17 protein-coding genes and 1 pseudogene are annotated in these 19,067 nt (G+C 60.8%); 5 read left to right on the forward strand and 13 right to left on the reverse strand.

Translation table 11 applies throughout. The features are described 5' to 3' along the window. Positions 1–197 precede the first annotated feature (197 nt). From ydcS to AC3ISG_RS19650, 4 genes are read left to right on the forward strand one after another with little or no spacing between them, the layout of a single operon-like run. Positions 198–1,349 (forward strand): putative ABC transporter substrate-binding protein YdcS, encoded by a 1,152-nt coding sequence (ydcS, locus tag AC3ISG_RS19635; protein WP_489297760.1) that lies wholly within the window; start codon positions 198–200, stop codon positions 1,347–1,349. A gap of 3 nt (positions 1,350–1,352) precedes the next feature. Further along, positions 1,353–2,390 carry an ABC transporter ATP-binding protein gene (locus AC3ISG_RS19640; RefSeq protein ID WP_489297761.1) on the forward strand — a complete coding sequence of 346 codons (1,038 nt, stop codon included), beginning with the start codon at positions 1,353–1,355 and terminating at the stop codon, positions 2,388–2,390. Between the two features lies 1 nt (position 2,391). Beyond that, positions 2,392–3,342, forward strand: a complete 951-nt coding sequence (locus AC3ISG_RS19645) for an ABC transporter permease (protein WP_489297762.1) — start codon at positions 2,392–2,394, stop codon at positions 3,340–3,342. Then, positions 3,332–4,141, forward strand: a complete 810-nt coding sequence (locus AC3ISG_RS19650) for an ABC transporter permease (protein WP_122623429.1) — start codon at positions 3,332–3,334, stop codon at positions 4,139–4,141. The genes AC3ISG_RS19645 and AC3ISG_RS19650 overlap by 11 nt, the downstream gene beginning before the upstream one ends. Before the next feature lie 238 nt (positions 4,142–4,379). Here AC3ISG_RS19650 and AC3ISG_RS19655 read toward each other — a convergent pair whose 3' ends face one another. From AC3ISG_RS19655 to AC3ISG_RS19665, 3 genes are all read right to left on the reverse strand, one after another. Continuing rightward, positions 4,380–5,486 carry an NADH:flavin oxidoreductase/NADH oxidase gene (locus AC3ISG_RS19655; RefSeq protein WP_122535076.1) on the reverse strand — a complete coding sequence of 369 codons (1,107 nt, stop codon included), beginning with the start codon at positions 5,484–5,486 and terminating at the stop codon, positions 4,380–4,382. 298 nt (positions 5,487–5,784) lie between these two features. Continuing rightward, entirely contained in the window at positions 5,785–7,494 is a 1,710-nt protein-coding gene (gene recJ, locus AC3ISG_RS19660; protein WP_489297763.1) for a single-stranded-DNA-specific exonuclease RecJ, read from the reverse strand. A gap of 101 nt (positions 7,495–7,595) precedes the next feature. Next, positions 7,596–8,138, reverse strand: coding sequence for a YaeQ family protein (locus tag AC3ISG_RS19665; protein ID WP_065989944.1), 543 nt, complete (start codon positions 8,136–8,138; stop codon positions 7,596–7,598). Between the two features lie 251 nt (positions 8,139–8,389). Between AC3ISG_RS19665 and AC3ISG_RS19670 the strand changes: the two genes are divergently transcribed. Then, positions 8,390–9,235 carry a TIGR02285 family protein gene (locus AC3ISG_RS19670; protein WP_489299558.1) on the forward strand — a complete coding sequence of 282 codons (846 nt, stop codon included), beginning with the start codon at positions 8,390–8,392 and terminating at the stop codon, positions 9,233–9,235. Positions 9,236–9,428: 193 nt separating this feature from the next. On the opposite strand, the gene AC3ISG_RS19675 is transcribed toward AC3ISG_RS19670, so the two are convergent. From AC3ISG_RS19675 to rpsP, 10 genes and pseudogenes are all read right to left on the reverse strand, one after another. Continuing rightward, on the reverse strand, positions 9,429–9,725 hold the full coding sequence (locus tag AC3ISG_RS19675; protein ID WP_122535073.1) for a DUF3509 domain-containing protein: 297 nt from the start codon (positions 9,723–9,725) through the stop codon (positions 9,429–9,431). 213 nt (positions 9,726–9,938) lie between these two features. Then, positions 9,939–12,014: pseudogene (locus AC3ISG_RS19680) on the reverse strand (transporter substrate-binding domain-containing protein); the annotation flags it as partial. Positions 12,015–12,182: 168 nt separating this feature from the next. Further along, positions 12,183–13,592, reverse strand: coding sequence for a threonine synthase (gene thrC / locus AC3ISG_RS19685; RefSeq protein ID WP_122623426.1), 1,410 nt, complete (start codon positions 13,590–13,592; stop codon positions 12,183–12,185). Positions 13,593–13,742: 150 nt separating this feature from the next. Next, the gene (locus AC3ISG_RS19690) at positions 13,743–15,047 is read right to left on the reverse strand and encodes a homoserine dehydrogenase (protein ID WP_108120894.1); all 1,305 of its coding nucleotides are present in this window, start codon (positions 15,045–15,047) and stop codon (positions 13,743–13,745) included. Positions 15,048–15,179: 132 nt separating this feature from the next. Continuing rightward, entirely contained in the window at positions 15,180–15,920 is a 741-nt protein-coding gene (gene dsbC / locus AC3ISG_RS19695) for a bifunctional protein-disulfide isomerase/oxidoreductase DsbC (RefSeq protein WP_122535070.1), read from the reverse strand. Positions 15,921–16,087: 167 nt separating this feature from the next. Beyond that, entirely contained in the window at positions 16,088–16,984 is an 897-nt protein-coding gene (gene xerD / locus AC3ISG_RS19700) for a site-specific tyrosine recombinase XerD (protein ID WP_074892279.1), read from the reverse strand. Positions 16,985–17,114: 130 nt separating this feature from the next. Then, a complete protein-coding gene (rplS, locus tag AC3ISG_RS19705; RefSeq protein WP_037012438.1) occupies positions 17,115–17,465 on the reverse strand; it encodes a 50S ribosomal protein L19 in 351 nt (116 codons plus the stop codon). Between the two features lie 43 nt (positions 17,466–17,508). Then, on the reverse strand, positions 17,509–18,261 hold the full coding sequence (gene trmD / locus AC3ISG_RS19710) for a tRNA (guanosine(37)-N1)-methyltransferase TrmD (RefSeq protein ID WP_065989956.1): 753 nt from the start codon (positions 18,259–18,261) through the stop codon (positions 17,509–17,511). 3 nt (positions 18,262–18,264) lie between these two features. Next, positions 18,265–18,801, reverse strand: a complete 537-nt coding sequence (rimM, locus tag AC3ISG_RS19715) for a ribosome maturation factor RimM (protein ID WP_037012440.1) — start codon at positions 18,799–18,801, stop codon at positions 18,265–18,267. 5 nt (positions 18,802–18,806) lie between these two features. Beyond that, positions 18,807–19,058, reverse strand: coding sequence for a 30S ribosomal protein S16 (rpsP, locus tag AC3ISG_RS19720; protein ID WP_037012442.1), 252 nt, complete (start codon positions 19,056–19,058; stop codon positions 18,807–18,809). Positions 19,059–19,067 lie beyond the last annotated feature (9 nt).

Raw genomic sequence — 19,067 nt, forward strand, 5'->3', positions numbered from 1 at the left:
CGTTGGGCCGGTTTGCTTCTGAATGTTGCGGCGGCCGGGTGTCCTGCGCCGAGTGACGAAGGGTTTTCACTGAAGCGCCTCAGCCTGCTGGAATGGGCTCGGTATTTGCTGCATCAAAGTTTGTCGAGGATCGAACTGGGCACTACGCTCTGCACCACCGATCTCTGCCCAAACAACCACCAAGAGGCAACCCCACCATGTCCGTGCACAAGACCGCGATTCTGAGCGCCGTGATCAGCGCCCTATTCACCAGTGGCGCGGTGCAGGCCGCTGAAGCACTCACGGCGGTGGGCGATGGCGAGGGACAACTGGATATCGTGGCGTGGCCGGGGTATATCGAGCGCGGCGAAAGCGACAAGGCCTACGACTGGGTGACCGGCTTCGAACAGGAGACTGGCTGCAAGGTCAACGTCAAGACCGCCGCGACCTCCGACGAGATGGTCAGCCTGATGACCAAGGGCGGCTATGACCTGGTCACCGCCTCGGGAGACGCGTCCTTGCGCCTGATCGCCGGCAAGCGGGTGCAGCCCGTCGACCCCACGCTGATCCCGAACTGGAAAACCCTCGACCCGCGCCTGAAAGACGGGCCCTGGTACACAGTCGAGAACAAAACGTACGGCACGCCCTACCAGTGGGGCCCGAACGTGCTGATGTACAACACCAACGTATTCAAGACGCCGCCGGTGAGCTGGAGCGTGGTGTTCGAGCCGCAGGATTTGCCCGACGGCAAACCGAACAAGGGTCGGGTCCAGGCCTACGACGGGCCGATCTACATCGCCGACGCGGCGCTGTATCTGAAGACCGCCAAGCCGGAGCTGAACATTGTCGACCCTTACCAGCTCACCGAGACCCAGTACAAAGCCGTGCTCGACCTGCTTCGCGCCCAGCAGCCGCTGGTTCATCGCTACTGGCATGACGCGACGGTGCAGATGAGCGACGTGAAAAACGAAGGCGTGGCGGCGTCCAGTTCGTGGGGTTACATGGTCAACGGGCTGGTCGCCGACAAGCAGCCCGTCGCCTCGACCATCCCCCAGGAAGGCGCCACCGGCTGGGCCGACACGACGATGTTGCACGCCGAGGCCAAACACCCCAACTGCGCCTACAAATGGATGAACTGGTCGCTGCAACCGAAAGTTCAGGGCGACGTGGCGGCCTGGTTCGGCTCCCTGCCAGTGGTGCCTGAAGCGTGCAAGGGCAACGAACTGCTGGGCGCCGAGGGCTGCGAAACCAACGGGTTTGACCTGTTCGAAAAAATCGCCTTCTGGAAAACACCTCAGGCCGAGGGCGGCAAATACGTGCCGTACAGCCGCTGGACTCAGGATTACATTGCGATCATGGGTGGACGTTAAACCATGACCCACGCTGTCCAGTTCACCCAGGTCTCGCGGTTGTTCGGCGAGGTGAAAGCCGTGGACCGGGTGTCCATCGATATCGAGGACGGCGAGTTCTTTTCCATGCTCGGCCCCTCGGGCTCCGGCAAGACCACCTGCCTGCGCCTGATCGCCGGCTTCGAGCAACCCAGCGCCGGCTCGATCCGCATTCATGGCCAGGAAGCGGCCGGCTTGCCGCCCTACCAGCGTGACGTCAACACCGTGTTTCAGGACTACGCCTTGTTCCCGCACATGAACGTACGGGACAACGTCGCCTACGGCCTGAAAGTCAAAGGCGTCGGCAAGGCCGAACGAATCAAGCGGGCCGACGAGGCCCTGAACATGGTCGCGCTCGATGGCTACGGTGCGCGCAAACCCGTGCAACTGTCCGGCGGCCAGCGCCAGCGTGTGGCCCTGGCGCGCGCGTTGGTCAATCGGCCGCGGGTGCTCTTGCTCGACGAACCCCTCGGCGCCCTCGACCTGAAGCTGCGCGAACAGATGCAGAGCGAGCTGAAGAAACTGCAGCGCCAGTTGGGCATCACCTTCATCTTCGTCACCCACGACCAGACCGAAGCGCTGTCGATGTCGGATCGGGTCGCGGTGTTCAACAAGGGCCGCATCGAACAAGTTGATACGCCGCGCAATCTGTACATGAAACCAGCGACGACCTTTGTGGCGGAATTCGTGGGCACCTCCAACGTTGTGCGCGGCGAACTGGCCCAGGCGTTGAGCGGCAGCCCGGGCGCGTTTTCGATTCGGCCGGAGCACATTCGGTTTGCCGAGGGCGTTGGGGCGAGCCACCAAGTTCAGGTCAGCGGCGTGCTGCACGACGTTCAATATCAGGGCAGTGCCACCCGCTACGAGGTCAAACTGGACAACGGCCAGACGCTCACAGTCAGCCAGGCCAACGATCAGTGGCTGGACACCGGCGCACGCTACCCCTCGGGGCAACGCGTTACCGTTCGCTGGGCGCGGGAAGCGATGATTGCGCTGCATGACGCGCCGGACGAGGCGCATTGAGATGGGTCAGACGTTCACTGGCTCCGCGCCGACGCGACAGCAATCGCCACTCCGGCGTTTTTCCGGCCTGCTGTATCGACGCCCGAATCTGTACCTGTCGCTGCTGCTGATCCCGCCGCTGCTCTGGTTTGGCGCGATTTACCTCGGCTCGCTGCTGGGCCTGTTGTGGCAAGGCCTCTACACCTTCGACGACTTCAGCATGACCGTGACGCCGGACCTGACCCTGGCGAACGTCGCCGCGCTGTTCAACCCGGCCAACTTCGACGTCATCCGGCGCACCCTGACCATGGCGGTCGCAGTGTCCATCGCCAGCGCGGTCATCGCCTTCCCCATCGCGTACTACATGGCGCGCTACACCACCGGCAAAACCAAAGCGTTTTTCTACATCGCGGTGATGATGCCGATGTGGGCCAGTTACATCGTCAAGGCATACGCGTGGACGCTGCTGCTGGCCAAGGGCGGCGTCGCGCAATGGTTTGTTCAGCATCTGGGGTTGGCGCCGGTGTTGCAGTGGCTGTTGAGCGTGCCCGGCGTCGGCGGCAGCACGTTATCGACCTCGCACTTGGGGCGCTTTCTGGTGTTCGTCTACATCTGGCTGCCGTTCATGATCCTGCCGATTCAGGCCTCCCTCGAACGCTTGCCGCCTTCACTGCTGCACGCCTCCGCCGACCTGGGCGCCACGCCCCGGCAGACGTTCACGCACGTGATTCTGCCGTTGTCGGTGCCGGGCATTGCGGCGGGCTCGATCTTCACGTTTTCGCTGACGCTGGGGGATTTCATCGTGCCGCAACTGATCGGCCCGCCGGGCTATTTCATTGGCAGCATGGTCTACGCCCAGCAAGGCGCCATCGGCAACATGCCCATGGCGGCGGCGTTCACGCTGGTGCCCATCGTGCTGATCGTGGTCTATCTCGCTATCGTCAAACGACTGGGGGCTTTCGATGCACTCTGAAAAAGCGTCGTGGGGCCTGAAGATCGCCGCCTGGGGAGGGCTGGTGTTTCTGCACTTTCCGATCCTGATCATCTTCCTCTACGCCTTCAACACCGAAGACGCCGCCTTCAGCTTCCCGCCGAAAGGCTTCACCCTGAAGTGGATCAGCGTGGCCTTCGCGCGGCCGGACGTGCTGGAGTCGATCAAGTTGTCGCTGCAAATCGCCTGTGGCGCCACGCTGATCGCACTGGTGCTCGGCACGCTGGCGTCGGCGGCGCTCTACAGGCGTGACTTCTTCGGCAAGGACGGCATTTCGCTGATGCTGATTCTGCCCATCGCCCTGCCCGGCATCATCACCGGGCTGGCCTTGTTGTCGGCATTCAAGACCCTGGGGATCGAGCCGGGCATGTTCACCATCATCGTCGGCCACGCGACCTTCTGTGTGGTGATCGTCTACAACAACGTCATCGCCCGCCTGCGCCGCACGTCCCACAGCCTGATCGAAGCGTCGATGGACCTCGGCGCCGACGGCTGGCAGACCTTCCGCTACATCATCATGCCCAACCTGGGCTCGGCGCTCCTGGCCGGTGGCATGCTGGCGTTCGCCCTGTCGTTCGACGAGATCATCGTCACCACCTTCACCGCCGGGCATGAGCGCACCCTGCCCCTCTGGTTGCTCAACCAACTCAGCCGCCCACGGGACGTGCCGGTGACCAATGTGGTGGCGATGCTCGTGATGATGGTGACCATGCTGCCGATCCTCGGCGCGTACTACCTGACTCGGGGCGGGGAAAGCGTGGCGGGCAGCGGGGGCAAGTGAAGGGCTATCTTCATTCCGAAGGCCGACGCAGAACAAATGTGGGAGTGACCGGGGTGGCGCTCCACCTTGCTCGCGAAGAGGTCGGTACATTCGCCAAATCTTCAGCGGCTGGAATACCGTCTTCGCGAGCAAGGTGGAGCGCCACCCCGGTCACTCCCACATGGATCTTCTCCAATAGAACCAGCATCACAGAGCCAGAGATGCTGGAGCAGTCCAGATCAGCTATTCAGCGGTGTGATCAATCCCGCAAATCCGACTCATGAATCGGCTGGTCGCGGTGGGTTGCACGCTGGTATTGCGCAGGCCATGTGGCCTGGCGTCCACCGAGGGCTTCGTCGGCCTGCAGCGGCCAGTACGGATCGCGCAGCAGCTCACGTGCGAGGAAAATCAGGTCAGCCTGGCCCGTCCGCAGAATGGTGTCGGCCTGGGTGGGTTCGGTGATCATGCCCACGGTGCCGGTGGCAATGCCGGATTCACTGCGCACGCGAGCGGCGAACTCGGTTTGATAGCCCGGGCCCACCGGAATCTCGGCTTTGGCTGCAGTACCGCCGGAAGACACGTCAACCAGATCGACGTCCAACTCTTTGAGGCGCTTGGCCAGTTCGACGGTTTCATCTGCGTTCCAACCACCCTCCACCCAATCGGTGGCCGAGACACGCACGAACACCGGCAACTCTGCGGGCCAGACTTCACGCACGGCTTTGGTGATTTCGAGGGTCAGACGAATGCGGTTTTCGAACGAGCCACCGTATTGATCCTGACGCTGGTTGCTCAGCGGCGACAGGAACTGATGCAGCAGGTAACCGTGGGCAGCGTGGATTTCGACCACTTTGAAACCTGCGGTCAAGGCACGTTTGGCACCGTCAGCAAAGGCTTTGATGACCTCCTGAATCTGGGCTTCATCCAGCGCAGTGGGCGTGGTGTAACTCGGATCGAAAGCGATGTCCGACGGACCCCAGGTCGCCCAGCCGCCCTGGTCGGCAGGGATGGCGCCGCTCTGGCTCACCCACGGACGCCATGTGCTGGCCTTGCGTCCGGCATGGGACAGCTGAATGCCGGCCACCGCGCCTTGCGCCTCGATGAAGCGAGTAATGCGTTGCAGCGGTGCGATCTGCTCGTCGTTCCAGATGCCGAGGTCTTCCGGGGTAATACGACCGTCCTGTGTAACTGCCGCCGCTTCGGTAAAGATCAGCCCGGCGCCGCCAACCGCACGGCTGCCCAGATGGACCAGATGCCAGTCATTGGCCAGGCCGTCAGCGCAGGAGTACTGGCACATCGGCGAAACCACAATGCGATTGCGCAGTGTCAGTTGGCGAAGGGTATAGGGTTCAAGCAGCAGGCTCATAGGGACCTCTCAGATCGTGTGGCAGGTTCCATAGGTTGCGAACCTTGAGCCTAGTCGACAACCCGAGAGAAGTGAGGGTTCAGTCGTTTACCGGCTGAAGCCGGTCCTGCTAACACGTCGCGTGCACCTGTAGGACTGGCTTCAGCCGGAAAAGGCGTCGGGGTCGCACTGCGAAATTGAGGGTGCTCAAACAGGCCTCTTCCCGGCTAAAGCCGGTCCCACTGAAACAACGCTTGCACCCGTGGGACCGGCTTTAGCCGGGAAAGCGTCAGTAGGCACACCGCACGTTGATCGGGGCTCAGCGTGGTGAAAGGTGAACCACCATCAGTTGCACGGTTTCGTTGCCACGGAATTCGTTCAGGTCCAGCTTGTACGCCAGCTCGACCCAGCGCACGGTCGGGTTGGGCCATACCTCGCGATCGACGCTGAAGGCAATGCCTTCAAGCTTCACGCTGCCGCACCCGGTCTTGAGTACCATCTTCAGATGGCGCTCGCCGACCACTCGCTGCTCAACCAACTGGAACACGCCATGGAACAACGGCTCGGGAAAGTGCTGCCCCCACGGGCCGGCGTTGCGCAGGGCACGGGCCAGTTCCAGATGGAATTCTTCCACCGCCAGGGTGCCGTCGGACAACAGCCGGCCGGTCAGGTCCTCCTCCTTGAGCTGGCGGCGAACCTCGGTGTCGAAGGCCTCGGCAAATGCCGGGAAGTTGCCCTCCGGCAGCGACAGCCCGGCCGCCATCGCGTGGCCGCCGAACTTGCTGATCAGCTCGGGATGCCTCGCCGCCACGGCATCGAGTGCGTCGCGGATGTGAAAGCCAGGTACCGAACGCGCGGAGCCTTTCAGCACCCCCTCGCCGGCGCTGGCGAATGCAATAGTCGGGCGGTGATAACGCTCTTTCATGCGCGAGGCCAAAATACCAATCACCCCCTGGTGCCACTCGGGTTCGAACAAACATAGCCCGAACGGCATCGACTCCAGCGGCAGGTCCTTGAGCTGGGCCAGCGCTTCTCGCTGCATGCCCTGCTCGATGGATTTGCGGTCCTGGTTGAGTTCGTCCAGACGCACGGCCATTTCCCGCGCCTCGGTCTCGTTATCACACAGCAGGCATTCGATGCCCAGGCTCATGTCATCCAGACGCCCGGCGGCGTTCAGGCGCGGGCCGATGATGAAGCCCAGGTCGGTGGAGGTGATCCGCGACGCCTCGCGACGGGCCACTTCGAGAATGGCGCGCAACCCCGGACGCGCACGCCCGGCGCGGATGCGCATCAACCCCTGGTGCACCAGAATCCGATTGTTGGCGTCCAGCGGCACCACGTCGGCAACGCTGCCCAACGCCACCAGATCCAGCAACTCGCCCAGATTGGGTTGAGCACGGCCTTCGAACCAGCCGATGTCTCGCAGTCGCGCGCGCAAGGCCATCAACACATAGAAGATCACGCCGACACCGGCCAGCGACTTGCTCGGGAACGTGCAGCCGGGCTGGTTCGGGTTGACGATGGCGTCGGCCGCCGGCAATTCGTGACCAGGCAAATGATGGTCGGTGACCAATACCTGCAAGCCCGCTGCTTTCGCTGCCGCCACACCTTCGACGCTGGAAATGCCGTTGTCCACGGTCATCAACAGCTCGGGCTGGCGCTCAAGCGCGACCTGAACGATTTCCGGTGTCAGGCCGTAACCGAACTCGAAACGGTTCGGCACCAGGTAGTCCACATGCGCCGCACCCAGCAGGCGCAGGCCCAACACGCCGACCGTGCTGGCCGTCGCGCCGTCGGCATCGAAGTCTCCGACGATGAGGATGCGCTGACGCTGCTGCAAGGCAGTCACCAGCAGATCGACAGCGGCGTCGATACCCTTGAGCTGTTGATACGGGATCAGCCGGGCGAGGCCCTTGTCGAGCTCAGCCTCCGAGGCCACACCGCGTGCTGCGTACAACCGGGTGAGCAAGGGCGGCAGATCGCCAAGATAAGGCAGGGTGTCAGGTAACTCGCGTGGTTCGATGCGCATTCAGGTTCCGCTGGGATTCTCGTTGGGACTGGCAGGAGCTAGCGATGCCGTCGCGATGCCTTGGCAACAGCATTGCGAGGCCGTCGCGGTGCAGGCGTGAATCAGCCCCGCTCGCCTGCCAGCCACTGCAATTGCACTTCGTGCTGGCCGCGATCATCGGTGACGAAGATGGTGCCTTCGCTGATCATCACGTCCCACTTGATCACCCGAGGCATGTCTTTGGACAGGACTTCGAGCGCCTCCTGGGGGACCGACGCGATGTTGACGTTCTTCAATGTCTTGATCGCCGGTATGACCTTGCCTTCCCACACCCGCAGACTGCCGTAGGCCAGCAGGCTGGTGCGTTCGGTACGGCGCGAGCACCAGGTCAGGCGGTCGGCATCAGGCTGGCCCACTTCGATCCAGTGCAGGACGCGATCGTCCAGACTCTTTTCCCACAAGGCAGGTTCGTCGACGTCGGACAGACCCCGGCCGAACGACAGGTGCTCGTTGTACCAGAAGGCGTAAGCCAGCAGGCGCACGGTCATGCGCTCCTCGGTCTCCGAAGGATGACGGGCGATGGTCTGCTTGACGGTTTCATAGACACCGCGATCAAGGTCGGTGAGATTGAGTTCGAACTTGTAGGTCGTGGACGGCTGGGCCATGAACGGGCTTCTAGAGAGACGGGAAAGGCGGCAAGTCTACCCGATGCAGCCCCGTTGAACGACCGAACTCGATGAGCGATGCGGGTCGCCCCTCGAAATGGGAGATGGGGCACAACGTTCGCGAGGGGTTACTCAAGCCCGCACGACATGTGTTAAATAAATGAAGCACATCACCGATTCCTTGCTGCGAGACGCTGTCGATGAGGGTCAACGCATCCATGCATGACACCGGTTCCCGAATGCGCGCCTTGCTGATCGTCGCGCTGCTCGCCTGCCTGCCCGCTACCGCGTCGGCGCGTGAAACGCTGATCTGGCTGCTCCGCGATTTCCCGCCCCTCACCATATTTTCCGGGCCACTGGCGGGCCAGGGGGCCATCGACAAGTTGATGCCCGAGCTGACTGCCCGGATGCCGGAATACGATCATCAGGTCATGCACGTCAACCGTGCGCGCGGAACGCAGATGCTCAATGATCCCGATGTGTTCGCCTGCGACCCCACCCTGCTATGGACGCCGGAGCGGGATAAAACCATTCTGTTTTCCATCCCTGCCTACGCCACGCCCAGTAATGGCGTGACCATCGAACGGCAGCGTCACGCATTCTTCGCGACGTTCATGGATGCCGACGGGCGTCTGGACCTTGCCGCCTTGCTGGCCAGCGACAGCGTCGATGTCGGCATCGTCGGTGAACGCAGTTACGGCCCGGTCATCGACAAAGTGCTGCGCGAGACCCCTCACCCCGATCGACTGATCCTGCACTACGGCAACGCGGCGGTCGGCAGCATGCTGGAGATGGAACGACTGGATCGCTTTCAGGCAATCATCAGTTACTGGCCGGAGGCGCGCTTTCACGCCCAGCAACAAGGCATCCCCCTGGACGACCTGGAGTTTCTGCCGGTCAAGGGCGTGCCCAAATACCAGTTCGCTCACATTGCCTGTTCAAAAACAGAAAAGGGACGCGCGGCGATGGACATCATCAACCGGGAAATGCGCGTGCTGCGAGTGACGCGACTGATCGGGTTTTATGCGGAGTGGATGGTCAAGAAGGAGGAGTATCTTCGCGACGCCCAGACGTTCTTCGAGGCGCCGTCGAATTGACGTGGCGTAAACCACTGTCTGGCGCGAAAAGCCGAATTTCAGACAAAAGAAACCCCGAGCAGCGGGGAGACTGCTCGGGGTCAACCGCGGTCCATCTTGGACCCGCACGGCAGGCAGCATGAACACCGGAGCACAATGCCTGCGCCTACCGTAACTGATAGGAGCCTACTGAATTGAGAAGGTTCCCCGCAGCTCAGACAAAAGGTCGAGCTGCAGCATAAGCGGCGGACTGCGAAACGTTGCGCAGGGCGGCGATAACGCAGGGCTCGATGCGCCCTTCTGCCACCATCAAGTCACGGTGCAGACCATCTACCACGTCCGTCAGCTGACGCTTGTCGCCCAATTGCGATGCAGAGAAAACACGTTCGATTACCATCGCACCCGCTGGATTTTTCAGCGTCACCAGGCGCTCGCCCAGGATACCGGCAGGGCCAATATTTACCTGATAAGGGGACAGCGCTTCGCTCAGTAGCAAGCTGATATTTTCCATCCGGATCACCACTCAACAGTTTGAATGCAAAGGTGCTAACCAATGACCATTGGCAGCAGTGAAAAGTTCGAGAGCCGGAATGCGCGGACTCAAGCGCACCTGATTGCGGCAGTCTGATCCCCGAGCATGCCTGCCGATTGTGACAGGCAGAATTCACTCATCCGGAGCCTTTGCCTGCCCTGTGCCGTCGAGCAGCGCGCGCAGCTGCCCTGCCGCCTCCTCCGCTGCCGTGCGCGCGTCACGCAACTCAGACTCAAGGCGCTTGCGCTCGCTGATGTCGATCCAGCCGCCGAGCAAACCATGCAACTGACCGTCGCCGCGGTGGTAGGGCACCGCCCATTGCCAGGCATGGATCTGTCGCCCGGCAAGCGTAAGGGTGCGCTCGGTAAATGCGGGCTGCTGCGTGTCCAGCAGCTTCATGTAATCAGCGTGCATTTGCTCGGCGAGGTCGCCAGGAACGAGATCGACGTCGATCAGGCGGCGCCCCTGCAGCTGCTCGTAACCGATGCCGAAGCTCTCCTCATAACTGCGATTGCAGGCAATCAGTCGGCCCTGAAGATCACGTACGTAAATCGGGTTCGGGACGCTGTTGAGCAGCGTGCGTTTGAAGGCCAACTGATCACCCAGCTGTTCTTCCGCGCGCTGACGTTGGTGAATCTGAAACTTCAAACGGCTGCTCCAGGCCAGGGACACAATGCCCAGCAGCAGCGAAACGCTCATGACCCAGTAAATCCACGCCGGTATACGATTCCAGACCGAGGGTGGAACGGCGCCCGCGCCAAGCCATTTGAGGCGGATCGCACGCATTTCAGCCACAGGAAATTCTTCCAGCGCCTTGTTCAGAATGCTGAGCAATTCGGGATGGGTCTTGACCACGGAAAATCTGTCCGGCGACCACAGGCCTTCGACGCTGCGCCCCACTTTCAGTTCGCCAGGAGAGATCCATGCACCCGCCTCGTTCTGGAGCGTTGCGTCCGCCTCGCCCTTCTCGACCAACTGTCGCGCCTCAGCATAAGTGGGCACAAGCCGCAAGCGGATGTCGGGATAGCGCTTCTGGATGAACTCCAGCAACGCATGCCGCGCAGGAAGTGCCAGCACCTTGCCGGCCATGTCCGACAATTGCAGGGACGCGTCGCTGTCGGCGCGCAACAGAAATACCCAGCTATTGCCGCCGAAGGCATAGGTGAAATCCAGCAGCTTCTTGCGCGCCGGGTTTTCGGCCAGCGTGGTGTTCATGTGTGCACCGCCGTCTGCCAATGTCTCCAGCAGCGCATGGGTGGAAGCCGCGTCCTCGTACACGAACTGCAGTCCGGTCAGACGCGAAATGCGCGACAGCAGATCGACGTTCAACCCCACCCATCGCCCTCGAGCGTCTTTGTAGACGTACGGAGGGTGCTGGGTCGACGCCACGATGACCCGCGGATGCTTGCGAATCCATAGCTGTTCGCCGGCACTGAAACTGACTTGCCGATGACCCGGATCTGCGCCGAGGCCGACGGTCCATCGTCCGTGGATTTCACGGTTCAATGATTCATCCATGTCCGCCAGGGCAAGGCCAAAAAGCTTCAGCAGCTTTGACTCCTGTTCACGAAATGCGAAGGAAAATCCCACGGGCGGCAACAGACTGTCGAACTTGATCTGTAACCCAAGATAGGGCCGCAACAGGCTGTAGGACTGGACCATCAGCTCATTCGCGATCAGTGCGTCGGCATCCTCGTGAGCCAGTGCTTCCATGGCGCTGTAGAGCGTGGGGGCAAGCACGATCTCGCTTTTGGGGTAGGTTCGCTGCACCACTGCAGCATCGGCATAGCCATCCAGCAATAGCACGCGCTTGTTTTCGAGCGAAGGCTTGAGGCCAATGTCGTTGCCGCGGCCGACCACCACCGCACGGTCCGGCACGTATTCAGGCGTGAACGCCAGCCCGGCTGTGTTTCGCTCAAACCCGCTGGCGCTGGTCAGTATGTCGATTTCTCCGGCCAGCAACGCGTCCACCGCGTGTGCACGCTTGGCAAACCCTTGCACATGGGTGGGAATCCCCAACCGGGCAGTGACCACGCTGAGGTAATCCGCACTGATGCCCTGGTACCGATTGCGGTCGGCGGTGATGTCGACGGGCTCGTGATCGGCGACGGAAATACCGACCCGAAGCACTTTTCGTGCGTCCAGCCATTGGCGGTCCGCGTCATCAAGCGCCAGAGGCTGTTGCGCAAGGAATGGCGCGCCCAACGTGAAAGGCAGGTTTTCAGAGGTATGGCCGACGCGGCTGTAGAGACACACAAGCAGGAGCACCGCCCATAGCGCCGGTCCGAAATCAAGGTGACGGCCGTTGAATACCGTTGAGTAAAAATGTTTAACAACCACAGGCTTATCCGAGAATTAAAATTCTTCGGAAGTGTGGCACGCAGAAAAAACAAGGCCCGCTGCGAGGCGGGCCTTAGTTGTTACACGACGATACCGTCAGAGAGGTTTGCCACGATTACCGTGCTGGCTGACAAAGGCCTGTACGGCCTTGAGGTCATTTGGCAGGACAGTGCAGCGTTCGTCTCGCTCAAACAAATCAGACAAATGTGCAGGCAGCTCGAGTGCTTTTCCTACACCGGCTTTCAGCACGGCGTCCGGAAACTTGACCGGATGCGCTGTGCCCAGAATCACCATCGGCGTGTCCAGGCTGCGGCGGCAGTCCCGCGCGGCCTTTACGCCGATCGCGGTGTGCGGATCCAGCAACTCGCCGGTGCTGGCGAACACCTCAGCGATGGTTTTGCAGGTGTCTTCGTCACTGACCGCCAGGGAATCAAACAGCTTGCGGGTTTCGGTCCAGCGTTCCTCTTCAACGCTGAAACCGCCGCCCTGCCTGAAGTTTGCCATGAGCTCGGCAATCGCGCCGCCGTTGCGACCGTGCATGTCGAACAGCAGACGCTCGAAGTTGGACGACACCATGATGTCCATCGACGGCGACAGCGTGGCGTGCAGGGTTTCCTTGACATACTGATTGCCGCTCATGAAGCGGTGCAGGATGTCGTTGCGGTTGGTGGCAACCACCAGCTGGCTGATTGGCAAGCCCATGTTGCGGGCCAGGTAACCGGCGAAGATGTCGCCGAAGTTGCCGGTCGGCACAGAGAACGCCACCGAACGCGCCGGACCACCCAGTTGCAGGGCCGCGTGGAAGTAGTAGACGATCTGGGCCATGATCCGCGCCCAGTTGATCGAGTTCACCGCCACCAGACGTGTGCCTTTCAGAAAGCTCTGGTCGGCGAAGCTATTCTTGACCATTTCCTGGCAGTCGTCGAAGTTGCCTTCGATTGCGATGTTATGGATGTTCTCGCCGAAGATGGTGGTCATCTGGCGGCGCTGTACATCGGACACGCGGTTGTTCGGGTGCAAGATGAAGATATCGACGTTGTCGCAACGACGGCAGCCTTCGATTGCAGCCGAGCCGGTGTCACCCGAAGTGGCGCCGATGATGACCACACGTTCGCCGCGCTTCTCCAGCACGTAATCCAGCAGACGACCCAGCAGTTGCAGGGCGAAATCCTTGAACGCCAGGGTCGGGCCGTGAAACAGCTCCAGCACCCACTCGTTGCCGTTCAGCTGGCGCAGCGGCGCCACCGCAGCGTGGGAGAAAACGCCGTAGGTTTCTTCGAGAATCTTTTTGAAATCCGCGTCGGGGATGCTGCCCGTCACGAACGGACGCATCACGCGAAAAGCCAGCTCGTGATAAGGCAGGCCGGCCCAGGACGCAATTTCTTCCTGAGTGAAGCGAGGCAGGTTTTCCGGTACGTACAGGCCGCCATCGCTCGCCAGACCGGTCAGCAGCACGTCTTCGAAATTCAGGGCCGGTGCCTGGCCGCGGGTACTGATATAGCGCATTGTTCAAACCTTCGGTTTGGGCGGCAAGCTTCAAGTGGCGGGCTGCAGGTCAAGACGATTTGCCTTCCCCCTGCCGCCCGGAGCACGAAGCTCACCGCGATATGATTTTGCTCTCACTTGCAGCTTGCCGCTTTGGACTTATCGCTGCTTTCAGTTCAGATGCTCGACGCGGATGCGCACAACCGGGCCGGCTACGTCTTCGAGCGCTTCCAGCGCTTCGATCGCATCGTTCATGCGTTTCTCGACCACGCGGTGGGTCAGCAGAATCATCGGCACCAGGCCGTCATGTTCTTCCACTTCTTTCTGCATGATCGATTCGATGTTGATGCCGCGCTCGGACAGGATACTCGCCACCTGCGCCAGCACGCCGGGATGATCCTTGGCCTGAATGCGCAGGTAGTAGGCGCTTTCGCACGCGTCGATCGGCAGGATCGGGTGGGCCGACAGCGAATCGGGCTGAAAGGCCAGATGCGGGACGCGATTTTCAGGGTCGGTTGTCAGGGCACGGACCACGTCGACCAGATCGGCCACGACTGACGAAGCGGTGGGCTCCATGCCGGCACCTGCGCCGTAGAACAATGTCGAGCCGGCCGCGTCGCCGTTGACCATCACGGCGTTCATCACACCGTTGACGTTGGCGATCAGGCGATCCGCCGGGATCAGGGTCGGGTGCACGCGCAGCTCGATGCCGCTCGGCGTGCTGCGGGCGACGCCCAGGTGTTTGATCCGGTAGCCCAGCGCTTCGGCGTAATTGACGTCGGCGGTGGTCAGCTTGGTGATGCCTTCGGTGTAGGCCTTGTCGAACTGCAGCGGAATGCCAAAGGCGATGGACGCCAGAATCGTCAGCTTATGCGCCGCGTCGATGCCTTCGACGTCGAAGGTCGGATCGGCTTCTGCATAGCCCAGCGCCTGCGCTTCAGCGAGGACGTCCGGGAAGGTGCGACCCTTTTCGCGCATCTCGGTGAGGATGAAGTTGCCGGTGCCGTTGATGATGCCGGCGACCCAGTTGATGCGGTTGGCAGACAGGCCTTCACGAATGGCCTTGATCACCGGAATACCGCCTGCCACAGCCGCTTCGAAGGCCACGATGACGCCCTTCTCCCGGGCCTTGGCGAAAATCTCGTTGCCGTGCACGGCGATCAGCGCCTTGTTGGCGGTGACCACGTGCTTGCCGTTTTCGATGGCCTTGAGCACCAGTTCGCGGGCGATGGTATAGCCACCGATCAGCTCGATGACGATGTCGATTTCAGGGTTGCTCGCCACGTCGAATACGTCGGTCGTGGTCGGGGTACCGGTAATCTGGCAATTGGGGTTTGGTGTACGCATGGCAATTTGCGCCACTTCGATTCCACGCCCGGCACGGCGGGCAATTTCCTCGGCGTTACGCTTTAGCACATTGAAGGTACCGCCACCGACAGTACCCAGCCCACAGATGCCTACTTTGACCGGTTTCACTATGAACTCCCCATAAAACGGCCGACGCAAGGCCGGCCGTGGAATCAGCCGCATTCAGCACGGCTCGCTATTGATGAAGCGCTGCTGACAGGCCGCTTCAGTGTTGACCGCAGGAGGCTGCGATAAACGAAATTACTTGGCACTCAGCGCCAGTTTGGCCACTTGCGGCGCTGGCTGATAGCCCGGAATCAGCTGACCGTCGGCCAACACGATGGCCGGTGTGCCGTTCACGCCGATGGACTGGCCGATTTCAAATTGCTTTGTGACCGGGTTGTCGCACTTGGGCGCTTGAATATTCTTGCCGTCGACCATGCGGTCCATAGCACCGCGGCGGTCCTTGGAGCACCAGACTGCCTGGAGTTGCTCGTCGCCCGGCGAACCCAGGCCCTGGCGCGGGAACGCCACATAACGCACTTCAATGCCGCGCTTGTTCAGCTCCGGCACCTCGGCGTGAAGTTTGTGGCAGTACGGGCAGGTGGTGTCGGTGAACACCGTGATGTGCGACTTGGTCTCGCCCACGGCGGGGTAGACGACCATCTCGGCGGCAGGAATGCCATTGATGGTCTTGGAAATCGCCTGACGCTCGACCTTCTCGGTCAGATTGACCGGCTTTCCGGCCTGCATCTGGTACAGGTTGCCCTGCATGACGAACTGGCCGTCGCCGCTGGCATACAGCACGCGACCACCTTTGAGATTGACTTCGTAGAGGCCGTTCAGAGGACTGCTGGAAATGCTCTCGACGGGAATTTCCAGATTGAGCGATTCCAGGGTCTTGCGAATGGCTTTGTCGGACGCCTCGTCGGCGTGGGCAAAAAGGCTGAAAGAGCTGGCCAGCGCTACAACGGCAGCACCGAGAAAACGAGTGACGCGCATGAAAACTCCTCGAGCGGTGAGCAGACGGGCCGGGCTGAAAACGGGTGGCAAAAAAGCACCGGGAGGTTTTCAGGGCCTTGATCTGCGAAACCGGCAAAGCCTATCACATAAGGCTCGCAAGGCCGACGCTCGCTGATGTAAGACAGGTCGTAAATTCATGAAGGCCGCTACCCCCTCGGGTGGTGCTTCGCGTGCATCTCCTGCAACCGCGCGCGGGCGACGTGGGTGTAGATTTGCGTGGTCGACAGGTCGCTGTGGCCGAGGAGCATCTGCACGACGCGCAGGTCGGCGCCGTGGTTAAGCAGGTGGGTGGCGAAGGCGTGACGCAGGGTGTGAGGGGACAGGGATTTGCCGATGCCGGCGACTTTGGCCTGATGCTTGATGCGGTGCCAGAAGGTCTGGCGGGTCATCTGTTCACCGCGCTGGCTGGGAAACAGCACATCGCTGGGCCGACCATTGAGCAATTCGTGGCGAGCGTCGCGCATGTAGCGCTCGACCCAGACAATCGCTTCCTCGCCCATCGGCACCAGTCGCTCCTTGCTGCCCTTGCCCATGATGCGCAGCACACCCTGGCGCAAATTGACCTGCTCCAGCGTCAGGCTGATCAATTCGGTCACCCGCAGTCCGCAGGCATAGAGCACTTCCAGCATGGCCCGGTCGCGCTGACCGATGGCGTCGCTCAGGTCCGGCGCGGCCAGCAACGCTTCGACGTCAGCTTCAGACAAGGATTTGGGAAGTGGCTTACCCAACTGCGGCATGTCGACCTGCAACGTCGGGTCGACCGCGATCAGCTTCTCCCTAAGGAGGTAGCGATAGAAGCCGCGCACGCCGGAAAGCAGTCGCGCCGTCGAGCGAGGTTTGTAGCCGTTGTCGACCCGCCACCCCAAGTGGTCGAGAATCGCTTCCCGACTGACACTCATCAGGTCCACGCCCTTTTCCTGCAACCAGCCGTTGAACAGCGCGAGGTCGCTGCGGTAGGCATCGCGGGTGTTGTCCGACAGCCCTTTCTCCAGCCAGAGGGCGTCGAGGAAGCGGTCGATCATGGGATGGTCAATGGCAGGCATGGGTTCTGACTTGAGTGGTGAAATGCAGCGGGCAGTTTTTCACACCTGCGACGACGGCACAAAAACCAAATGCCAGAAAGCAAAAAAGCAGCCCGTAGGCTGCTTTTTCATTCGCATGGGAAGACTGGGATTAAACCAGTTTTTCCTTGATGCGAGCTGCTTTACCGGACAGGTCACGCAGGTAGTACAGCTTGGCCTTGCGAACGTCGCCGCGACGTTTCACAGCCATGCTGTCGATTTGCGGGCTGTAGGTCTGGAAAGTACGTTCAACACCGACACCGTTGGAGATTTTACGAACAGTGAAAGCACTGTTCACACCACGGTTACGCTTGGCGATAACAACGCCTTCGAACGCCTGCAGACGAGCGCGGTCGCCTTCCTTCACTTTCACCTGAACGACAATGGTGTCGCCCGGGGCAAAGGGAGGGATCTCTTTGGTCATCTGCTCTGCTTCGAGTGCAAGGATGATTTTGTTAGTCATGCTGTGCTCCTAAGGTAAACCGGTTGGATTTACCATCGATACGTTAACTATCGTCCCGCTCGCGGAGGTATTCCGCCAGCAGCTTCTTCTCTTCTCCAGAAAGCGAGCGGCTTTCCAGAAGATCGGCTCGTCGTTCATAGGTCCGCCCAAGGGACTGCTGTAAACGCCAACGCCGGATGTGTGCGTGATTGCCACTAAGCAATACGTCGGGAACACGCTGATCCGCATACACCTCCGGTCGGGTGTAATGCGGGCAATCCAGCAGACCATCCGTGAAGGAATCTTCCTCCGCGGAATCTACATGCCCTAAAGCTCCAGGCAGCAGTCGCGTAACCGCATCTATCAGGACCATGGCCGGCAGCTCACCGCCAGATAACACATAGTCGCCAATCGACCACTCTTCATCGACATGAGCTTCAATGAAACGCTCGTCGACGCCTTCATAACGACCGGCAATCAGGATAAGTGCTTCTTCCTGCGCCAGTTCGCGTACCGCAGACTGATCCAGCTTGCGGCCTTGTGGCGACAGGTAAATCACCTTCGCCGCATCCCCCGCCGCCTGCCTGGCCTGAGCCAGAGCATCTTCGAGGGGCTTGATCTTCATCACCATGCCAGGGCCACCGCCAAACGGGCGATCGTCCACAGTGTGATGTCGATCAGTGGTGTAGTCCCGCGGATTCCAACAGGTGAGCTGCAAAAGCTCCTGTTTCACCGCACGGCTGGTAATGCCGTATTCGCTGATGGCGGAAAACATCTCGGGAAACAGCGTGATGACTTCTATGCGCAGGCTGGCCATTGCTTAGAAATCCGCGTCCCATTCCACCTTCATCTCGCCTGCAACCAGATCAACTGCCAACACGCATTGCTCCGTATAGGGCAAAAGGCGTTCGCGATCGTCCAGACTGCCTGCGCAGGGTTTGACCACCATTACATCATTGGCGCCGGTTTCCAGAAGATGATCGACCTTCCCGAGCAGTTGCCCAAGACCGTCAATGACCTTCAGACCTTCAAGCTGGTACCAGTAGTACTCGCCGTCGGTCAATTCAGGGAACAGGTTGCGTGGCACGCAGATCTCATAACCGGCCAGAAGACGAGCTTCTTCACGATCATCAAGACCCTTGAGCTTGGCGACCAGGAACTTGTCGTTCCCGCGTCCACTGACCAGCTCGACCTGTTTCACATTGCCTTCGCGCTTGAGCGTCCAGGTTTTGTACTGCAACAGGTTTTCGGTTGGATCAGTAAAGGAATACACCTTCACTTCGCCGCGAACGCCGTGTACCGAATAAATCTTGCCGATGACGATCAGATCGTCGGCGGAAGCTGGCGTCGCGTTCATATTGCTCAGGCCGCAGCCTTGGCAGATTCCTTCAACAGCGAAGCAACACGCTCAGAAGGTTGTGCACCAACGCTCAGCCAGTAGGCCAGACGCTCTTGGTTCACGGACAAACGGATTTCCTGACCACGGGCAACCGGGTTGAAGAAACCGATTTGTTCCTTGTGGGAACCGTCACGTGGGTTGCGGCTGTCAGTGACAGTCAGGTGGTAGAACGGGCGCTTTTTAGAGCCGCCAAGGGCAAGACGGATTGTTAGCATTGAACAATT

Source organism: Pseudomonas sp. GL_135, assembly GCF_057834665.1.